An 8,946-nucleotide genomic window follows, 5' to 3' on the forward strand; every position below is an offset into this window, starting at 1 on the left:
CAGTCTTTCCGAGCACTTTTTGCGTCACTTTAGTAAAAATGTGAATAATCAAGCTTGATTTTAATTTGTTTTTAATGTATTCTCATTGTCATATCATAAATTAATTGCTATCGCATAATTCTCAGTCACAACGACAGCACACATAAAAAAAGGGGCATACATATGATGAAATGGAAAACACTTTCTACTGCCGTAGTCGTTACCGCCGCGGCTGGCTTTTTGCTCACTGGTTGCGGGAACCAGTCAAAATCAACTTCCAGCGCCACTAGTGGTAATTTAGCCAAAACACAAGTTTTAAATTGGTCTGAAAACGGCCAAGATCTCACGACTTTGGACCCATCCCTCGCCGTTGATGTCATCAGTGGGACGATGATTAACAACTCGCAAGAAGGCCTTTATCGCCTTGGTAGTAATAGTAAAGCCACCCCAGGGATCGCTACTGCCACAAAAGTATCAAAGGATAAAAAGACTTATACTTTCACCTTACGAAAAAATGCCAAATGGAGCAATGGCGATAAGGTAACAGCCAAAGATTTCGTTTATGGGTGGCGACGCACCGTTGATCCAAAAACCGCCTCACAATATGCTTATTTGTACTCTGGTATTAAAAATGCCGATAAGATCACGAACGGTAAAGCTAAGGCGTCCACATTGGGCATCAAGGCAGATGGCAACTATAAGCTAACGGTTACTTTGGAAAAACCAATTCAATATTTCAAGTTATTGATGGGCTTTGTCGTCTTCTTCCCACAAAATCAACACGCGGTAGAAAAGTATGGGAAACAATACGGAACTAGCTCAAGCAAGATGGTCTACAATGGGCCATTTAAGATGACCGGCTGGCAAGGAACCAATGCAACTTGGACTTTAGTTAAAAATAACCAATATTGGGACAAAAAGAATGTTCATTTAACGAAGATCAAGGATCAAGTTGTTAAATCAACAACAACCGCATTCAACTTGTTCCAGAGTGGCAAACTTGATATGGCAACCTTATCCGGACAACAAGTCAAGAACGAAAAGAACAACAAGAAACTTGTCATCCGTAAATCTTCTCGTTTGAACTATTTGGAATTCAACCAAAAGAAAGTTAAAGAATTGAGCAACAAGAAGTTGCGGCAAGCGATGTCCTTAACCTTGAACCGAAAACAACTCGTTAATAACGTTTTAGGCGACGGTTCAGTGACACCACAAGGCTTTGTCACCGCTGGGCTCGCTAATGACCCAACCACCGGCAAAGATTTCGCGACTGAAAACAAAGTGGCTAGTGCCGTCAGCTACAACCCAACTAAGGCGAAAAAGCTTTGGAAGGAAGGTTTAGCAGAAGTTGGTAAAAAGAAATTAACTTTGACGTTAACCCATGACGACACCGACCAAATGAAGGCTCTCTCCGAATATCTACAAGGACAACTGGAGAAAGAATTACCAGGTTTGACCGTTAAAAGTGTCACGGTACCTTACAAGACTCGAATTGCCCGTGAAGTCGCCGGTAACTTCGAACTCGTTATCTCAGCATGGCAGGCCGATTTTGCAGATCCAATCTCTGACCTTGGCATCATGACATCGACAAACGACTACAACTTTGGTAAATGGACCAATAAGTCCTTTGATGAAGCCATCAACACCGCCAACAGCACAACTAGTACTAAGGCACGTTGGGCCGCTTTAGCCAAAGCAGAAAAGGAAATTGGGACCGATCAAGGGGTCGCACCACTCTCACAAAACGTGGTCGCTCAAATGGTTAATCCAAAGTTGAAGGGGCTAGTTTACAACACTGCCGGGATCAACTACAACTTCAAGGAAGCCTACATGGCGAAATAGCCGGACAAATTTGCAACAAGAATAACTCAGCAGTCACTCTCAGTTGAGTAGCCGTTTCATTAATTTCAAATCGGACCTCCGTAAACATACGGGGGTCTTATTTTTATGACTCATCTAAACACACAAAAAATCATGAACAGGATCATATCAGCAACAGTCGCGCTTAACCTAAACTTGTGATGAGCACGCTGTCAGTCAAAATCGTTGTACAATGGTGGGCTATCCCAGCCAAAAAACAGTCTGGCTTAGACCAATCCCGCGACCGCATGTGATCAATCCCAACCGGAAGCAATACCATTGACACCTTTTTTTACATCAGCAACTGTCAACTCTTACTGACTTTCGACCTCGTAAGTCAGTATTAAGCTTGTTGTGTACGGCTATGTCTGCTAAAGTTAAAGCGATAACCTTTAAGGGGGGTCATTCACTTGAACATCGAACTATTCATCGCCCGCCGGAAGGCTTTAGGCTTATCGCAGAAAGCGCTATCAACGGGGATTTGTACGCAAGCAACGTTAAGTAAATTCGAGAACAATGGCAAGGCACCCGCCATTCGAATCGTTGCCCAACTCTGCCAACGATTACATTTACAATTAGAAGACGTTTTTCCAACAGAACGCGTAGCTGATGCCGCCGTTTTGACTGAGATGACAAAAATTGAATTTGATTTAATTACAAGTGATTACGCCGATGCCGAAAAGCGGTTAGCAAAGATTGCTGATGAACCCCGTCACGATCAAGAAACCAAGCTCCAATACTATTTCCTAAAGGGGTATGTGGCCGCTTTAAATCAGCATCCGATCAGCGATGTTTTATTCAACTTTGACCAAATTATTACCGATCTCGATGAACCGCATGCCACCATTTATACCCAGCTCGCCTATTGTGGTACGGGGATCGCTTATCAAAATAATCACGAAGCAGATAAGGCGCAGTACTATTTTGAAAAGGTGCGCCACGCCTTGCCGACGCTATCCCTAGAAACTACCGCGAGTGTCTGGCGCGTCATCAACTTGGCCTACTATACTGGTAGCTTCTACGCCAGTATAGATGATGCTGCACAAAGCGAAAAACTACTCGCCTATGCAATTAAGATTTGTGCCCAATTCCATGTCACCTTTTACGTGGCTAAAATCAAATTTCGACAAGCTAAATTGAGCAGTGATCCCGCCAAAACAACGGAATTATTAAGTGATGCAACTGCCTTTGCCCGTATCAATAATAATCGTCAATTAATTAAGAAAATTTCAAATTATTCAAAATCTCGTTAAGTCCCGACTTATTAATTGCATCCCAACTCAAACTCGCCTAAGCTGTAAGTATCAAATGGTAATGGTTTAGACGGTAAGGAGGTCCTGCCCATGTTATTAGCAGGTTTATTAGCGGCAGCTGGGTTAGCTGCAGTTGCTGGCGTCGTTGCCGGCAATCGTGTTCCAGCCGCACAACCAGTAAGAGTACGACACGATGAACGCTCCGGCCAAAATCGTCGATAATTTAAATGAGTCCTTAAACAAAAAACAACTCGTTAAGATTGAAAATTCAATCCTAACGAGCTGTTTTTGTCTTTCTTCAAGCCTAAAACTAAGCGCGTACACGTTTAACGCCAAACCAGCCGACTAATAGGAACATTAGCCAACCAATAATCATTAACCAAACCGATTTAGACTCATCGGTTTGTGGTAAGGTTTGTGCTTTTTTAGGTGCCGGCGCTTGCGACATCGCAACCGTGTTCGCAACTAGTGGCGTCACTTGAACGGTTGTCCCAGCAACAACCGCTGTTGCCGAATTAACTGCTGTCGTCGTTGACGGCATGAGTTGATCTGGCTCAGTCGATTGAACTGGCGCCGTTGGTTTTACAGGTGTTTCTGGTACTTGTGGGATCGTTGGTTTTTCAGGTTCCACCGGTGTCGTTGGCATCGCCGTGTTCGCGACCGTTAATGCAACGGTCGTGTTCGCGGCTGATAAGACAACCGTTTGAACTTGTGTCGCCAATTGATAACCATTTGGTGCGGCTGTTTCAACTAAGGTGTAACTGCCAAGTGTTAAATCAGCAAAACTCAACTGACCTTGAGCATCCGTGACACCTGTCGCCACAACTTTTCCGGTTGTATCCTTCAAGTCAAAGGTCGCACCAGCTAACGTTGCGCCAGTGGCACTGTCAACCTTAGTAATCGTCAACCGACCCTTTGGCACAACTACCGGCACGGCCATATCGGCAACTGTTACCGTTTGATTAGCGGCGTCATCAGAGATCACAACTTGTTGTGCTTCGGTGTTGAGCTGATAACCAGTCGGTGCAGTCACTTCGATTAATTGATACGTGCCTAAGGCTAACTCATTAAAGCTCAGTTGACCATTGGCATCCGTCACGCCAGTTTGAACGACCTGATTAGTCGCATCGCGCAACTCAAATTTAGCATTGGCTAATGGTGCTTTCGTCTCAGCATCAACTTTAGTGACCGTCAGGCTGCCTTTAATTTCAGCATCCTTAACCGTTACTGATTGATTGTTAGTTTGACTATCTAACACCAGGTTGTAACGTTCAGAATTCAAGGTATAACCCTTAGGCGCTTGCGTTTCTTGCAAGTAATAGCTGCCTTGAGCCAACCCGCCGAACACGACTTGACCAGTTGCATCAGTCGTTTGAGTGCCAATCACATTGCCATTGGCGTCCGTCAAAGTAAAGCTGGCATTGGCTAACTTGTTACCGGTCTCGTCAGTCTTGGTGACCGTGATCGTCCGATACGTATTTGTTAGTGTTACCGTGTTACCAACCGTGGTTTGACTGCTTTCGTAACCAGTCACTGGCGTTTCAACGACAGTATAGTTATTCGTCGTCCCATCAGCAGTAAGTGTTGGCAGGGCGTCAAATGACCCTTGGTAACCGTTTTGGCTAGTCAGTGTCAACGTTTGCGTCGTCGGCTGACCGTTTAAAACCAACTTAACCGTGACATCTGGCGTCTTCCCGGCAGGTGCATGCTGCCAAACTTTTTTAACCGTTAGCGTTGTCGTTGGAATCGCAACGTCAGTGACAGGTTCCGCAACACGATAAGTATTGACACCATCAACTGTCGCAGCTGTTGGATCAATCACAATTTCGTGGGGTGTTGAATCTAATAAGTAGCCAGCAGGCGCCGCCGTTTCAACTAAAATATAAGTCCCGGCAGCCAAGTTTGGAATCGTCAATTGACCATTTTCATCAGTTTTTAAATTGGATTTTAAAAGAACCCCAGTTGCGTCTTGTAATTCATAGATGGCATTGGGGACCACCTTACCAGTTTCTTTATCAGTTTTAGTGACAAAGAGCGTATAAGTAGCCCAACTGGCCGTCCCATTGGCACCAGGAATTAACGATTGGTTCGCATCATACGAATAATCAGGGGTAGTTCCACTGTGATCACCATCGCCATCACCATTACCAGGTGTAGTAGTGCCACCAGTTCCTGGGTCAGTCGTACCAGGTAACGAATAGGTCACCCTTGCACTATTCGTGTAAGCTTTATCAGGTTCAACTTCAACTGAATAAAAGATATTGATCGCAGTCGTAATATTCCCCAATTTAATCGTCATCTGATTGCCGTCCATGACTACTGTCACCGCCGTAGCTGACACACCTTCTTCAGGCGTGAAAACTCCCGTCTTAAAATCATAGGTTCCAAGGCGCTGGGCTTTCACAAAAACACCTTTAACGTAAGAACCACTTTCAAAAGTGATCTCACTATTATGCGTTTGATATTGGCCCAATTGATCAATAACAGTAGCATTGTTCCAAGCTTCGCTACCAAGATTGGCAACAACTTGCCATTCAATCGACTTACCACCTGACAACCACCAACCAATTTTATTGATCTTGGCCGTGCTATCACCAGCAGTGGTACTAGTTCCATTCACATGAAAGGTCAAGGTCCCTTGCCGGCTAGACACATTATTTAATTCAAAATAGTCATTAAAAGTCAGTGTCCCGGTTTGAGTCCCAACATCAGCTGAAAAAGTTCCAATCGACTGCCCGGCTGCATTAGTCACCTGAACCGCGGTGGTTCCAGCAGTAAACACGATGTTTTTGGGCAATGTCAGCGTCGCTTGATCACCCGCTTTGACTGGGACACCATCATCGATGGACCAGTGATAAGTTGCAATATAGTTCGAATAGAGACTAAGCACATCTGTTGCACTATACTTGTTACCCTCACTATCCGTTACAACCGCATCGCTTGCTGACATTCCCTTAACCACTAACTTAGCTTGGGTTGCCAACGCAGCAAAGTTACTGTAACTTAACCTCATCAAAAAACTTTTTGGTAGAACATCTGTTGATCCCTTTTGACTAGTCGTCACGGGCGAATATTGTTGTGTGACCGTCTGTTGCTTACTCGTTTCAGCGTTATCTGATTTAGCCGCAGTTTGCACTTTGACTGGATCATTTTTACTATCCTTAGGTGCAGAACTACTGCTTGAAGAATTAGCTTCAGCCGTCGTATCGGATGAAGTTGAACTCGAGCTTGTAGCACTGCTACTTTGGCTAGCTGATGACACTGTCGAACTGCTTTCAGAGTTGGTGTTACTACTTTCTGATTTAGCACTCGCATTGGAACTACTGCTACTACTCTGCAAGGTAACTTGTTTTGCCGGTGTTGCAGAATGACCACTAGTCGCAGTTGCATCAACAGTCGATGCAGCGGTTGACGTGGCGGTAGTATCTGCTTTAGCGGCGGTAGCGGTTGTTGCCAACAAGGTTAGTAACGTCGCCGTTCCCGCTAAAAAGGCTTTAAAGCGTTGATTTTTAGAATTTAATCGCATTATTTCCCCTCCCCTCTATCATGAAATCGAAGGTTAAGGCCAATCGGAGATTAACCTAACCAATTAATTATAAGCCCATTTGTCCGAACATAACAATGATTCAAACAGAATATTGTCAATCTAATCAACTAACTAGCAATCGTTAGCTAATCACCAATTCGAGCACCCCGATACCTTCCCAATACAACCTGAATTAGTCCCCATAACCGCCTAAAATTATTAGTTTCAGGGGGTCACTTAAAATAGTATAATTAATAGTAATTTATATTCGAAGCTAAAGGATTATGCGTACAAAAGGAAGCTCCGTCAGTCAGAATCGTTTGACGATGTGTAACAGTCCAATTACAGCTCTGACAGTAACTTCGATTCAACACCAATAAACCTAGTTAGCTGGAGGTTGCTGCTGATAGTATCGGTCGTGATGGTGGCGTTACATCGGCTGGTTTTGGGCCGACGTTACACCACGGACGGTCCGGGACACTTGCGATTTGTGCAAGGGTTCTGGGCGAGGTCCAAGACGTGTCTGGCTTGGACCGGTCCCACGACCGCATGCTATCAACAGCAACCGGAAGCGACAAGCTTTAACTAATCTGCATGGGACCGTGTTCTAAGGCACTAGTTTAACCTCAAAGAGTGCGACTAAATAAAACCCAAAACAACTTTAAACGACTACAAGGAGGAAAATGGATTGACTAAATACCGATGGCAGGCTAGCGTGCTAGTTTTAGTTTCATTTATGTTAGGCTGTAATGAATTTATGGTGGTTGGCGTTATTTCTGATATTGCCCAATCATTGCACGTCACGATTACCATGGCGGGCTACTTGGTGACCATTTTCGCAATTGTCTACGCAATTAGTACGCCGATTATTACGCTTTTTGCCAATCGCTTTAATCGCTTTCGAACCTTGATGGTGTTGATGGTTATCTTTCTGATTGGCAATACCGCTAGTGGTTTTGCCACCAGTTACGGCTGGTTTCTAGTCTCCCGCTTGATCACCGCAGCCGTTGCCGGAACTATCGAATCATTGATCACCATTTTTGCTTATGACTTGGCGCCACGCCACAAGCGTGCCAGCTTAATTTCTTGGATTGCTGCTGGATTCAGTATTGCTTCGGTGATTGGCTTACCCTATCGGGACTGCCATCAGTACCGCGACGAGTTGGCATATGACCTTTCATTTGATTTCAGCGCTCAGTTTGTTGACCTGTTTAGCACTTGTCTTGATATTGCCTCACAATCTTGCTAAAGCGGCTAGTGGCAGTAGTCTAAAAGGTCAGCTCACCCTATTGACCGATCGCCGCATCACGCTTGGTGCCTTACTGATTCTCTTCTCTGCAGCGGCGTTATACGCCTATTACACCTATATCCGGCCCTTGCTTACTACTGGATTAGGTTTCAGCACAACGGCCTTAACTTGGTTGCTTTTAGCACTAGGTATTATGAACATTCTTGGCAATCGCCTCTCCGGGTTTGTGGCTGAGCGGCATGGTTTAAGAACGCTCCCCCGTTTTTATTTGATTGATATTGTGCTCTTATTGAGCTTGCCATTCACAATGTCGCTGCCACTGATTGGCTTAAATATTTTATTAGTGCTGGCATTGATTATTTCCGTCGTTAACGCCCCCATCCAAATTCATTTTCTGGAAGTGGCTGAAGCCGAGTATCCGCAAGCCACCTTGTTGGCCTCATCGCTCAATGCCATCTTTTTCAATATTGGGATTTCGTTCGGTTCAGCAACCGCGGCCGGCATGATGGCATACGGCGGCTTAGCCAGTTTGGGCTACGGTGGCGCCGCATTTGCCACCCTGGCGCTCATCACGGTGCTGATTCTCAATCATGTGATTAGAAAAAGTCAGTCGAAAAAAACCGTCGCTAATCAGCAAAAATGATAATTTACAGTGATCTCGGTCAAAGGAATTGACTTGCAAACGCTGCCGCATTTATAATTTCGGTCAATTGGTAAGTAAGTTAGTCCCCATAACTGAGAGGAAAATTGATTTGGATCAAAAATTTATTTTAATGAACGGTCGCCTCATCTTTGCGTTAATTACTGTCATTGGTGCGGCTTTGATTACGTTACGCGACAATCCAGCAACACTTTACGCCACTTTGCAACTTTATTTGGCTGGGATGGTTGTTTTAGGTATCGGGCTCGACATCTTCGGGCGCTTTAAATTACAGTCACTCGCAACCGATCCCTCTGATGATGACGATAATCAAGACTAAACGTCTGGTTTAAGTGTGGGCCTGCGCTAGGCCCTGTCAAGTTGTCAGATGAAATAATATAAATTTACTGTTGTCTCTAAGCGACCTCATTTCGGTATT

Annotated in this window: 5 protein-coding genes and 1 pseudogene; 5 read left to right on the forward strand and 1 reads right to left on the reverse strand. The window is 44.6% G+C overall.

Annotation, left to right across the window (positions count from 1 at the left end):
- Positions 1–165: 165 nt before the first annotated feature.
- The 3 genes from FFM74_RS09000 (at position 166) to FFM74_RS13845 (ending at position 3,314) form a co-directional block, all read left to right on the forward strand.
- Entirely contained in the window at positions 166–1,821 is a 1,656-nt protein-coding gene (locus FFM74_RS09000) for a peptide ABC transporter substrate-binding protein (protein WP_137626303.1), read from the forward strand.
- Positions 1,822–2,249: 428 nt separating this feature from the next.
- Positions 2,250–3,092 carry a helix-turn-helix domain-containing protein gene (locus FFM74_RS09005; protein WP_137626295.1) on the forward strand — a complete coding sequence of 281 codons (843 nt, stop codon included), beginning with the start codon at positions 2,250–2,252 and terminating at the stop codon, positions 3,090–3,092.
- Positions 3,093–3,182: 90 nt separating this feature from the next.
- A complete protein-coding gene (locus FFM74_RS13845) occupies positions 3,183–3,314 on the forward strand; it encodes a hypothetical protein (protein ID WP_263390610.1) in 132 nt (43 codons plus the stop codon).
- Between the two features lie 88 nt (positions 3,315–3,402).
- Here FFM74_RS13845 and FFM74_RS09010 read toward each other — a convergent pair whose 3' ends face one another.
- Positions 3,403–6,618, reverse strand: coding sequence for a SpaA isopeptide-forming pilin-related protein (locus FFM74_RS09010; protein ID WP_137626296.1), 3,216 nt, complete (start codon positions 6,616–6,618; stop codon positions 3,403–3,405).
- Between the two features lie 688 nt (positions 6,619–7,306).
- Here FFM74_RS09010 and FFM74_RS09015 point away from each other — a divergent pair.
- A pseudogene (locus FFM74_RS09015) lies at positions 7,307–8,510 on the forward strand (MFS transporter).
- A gap of 109 nt (positions 8,511–8,619) precedes the next feature.
- Positions 8,620–8,847 (forward strand): hypothetical protein, encoded by a 228-nt coding sequence (locus FFM74_RS09020; protein ID WP_137626297.1) that lies wholly within the window; start codon positions 8,620–8,622, stop codon positions 8,845–8,847.
- The last annotated feature ends 99 nt before the right edge of the window (positions 8,848–8,946 follow it).

The organism is Lactiplantibacillus pingfangensis (assembly GCF_005404945.1).
GTDB lineage: Bacteria > Bacillota > Bacilli > Lactobacillales > Lactobacillaceae > Lactiplantibacillus > Lactiplantibacillus pingfangensis.

What these genes read in the sequence shown, in the direction of transcription:
- FFM74_RS09000 (WP_137626303.1), top strand. Translation starts at nt 166, where the DNA reads ATGAAATGGAAAACACTTTCTACTGCCGTAGTCGTTACCGCCGCGGCT.
- FFM74_RS13845 (WP_263390610.1), top strand. Translation starts at nt 3,183, where the DNA reads ATGTTATTAGCAGGTTTATTAGCGGCAGCTGGGTTAGCTGCAGTTGCT.
- FFM74_RS09010 (WP_137626296.1), bottom strand. Translation starts at nt 6,618, where the DNA reads ATGCGATTAAATTCTAAAAATCAACGCTTTAAAGCCTTTTTAGCGGGA.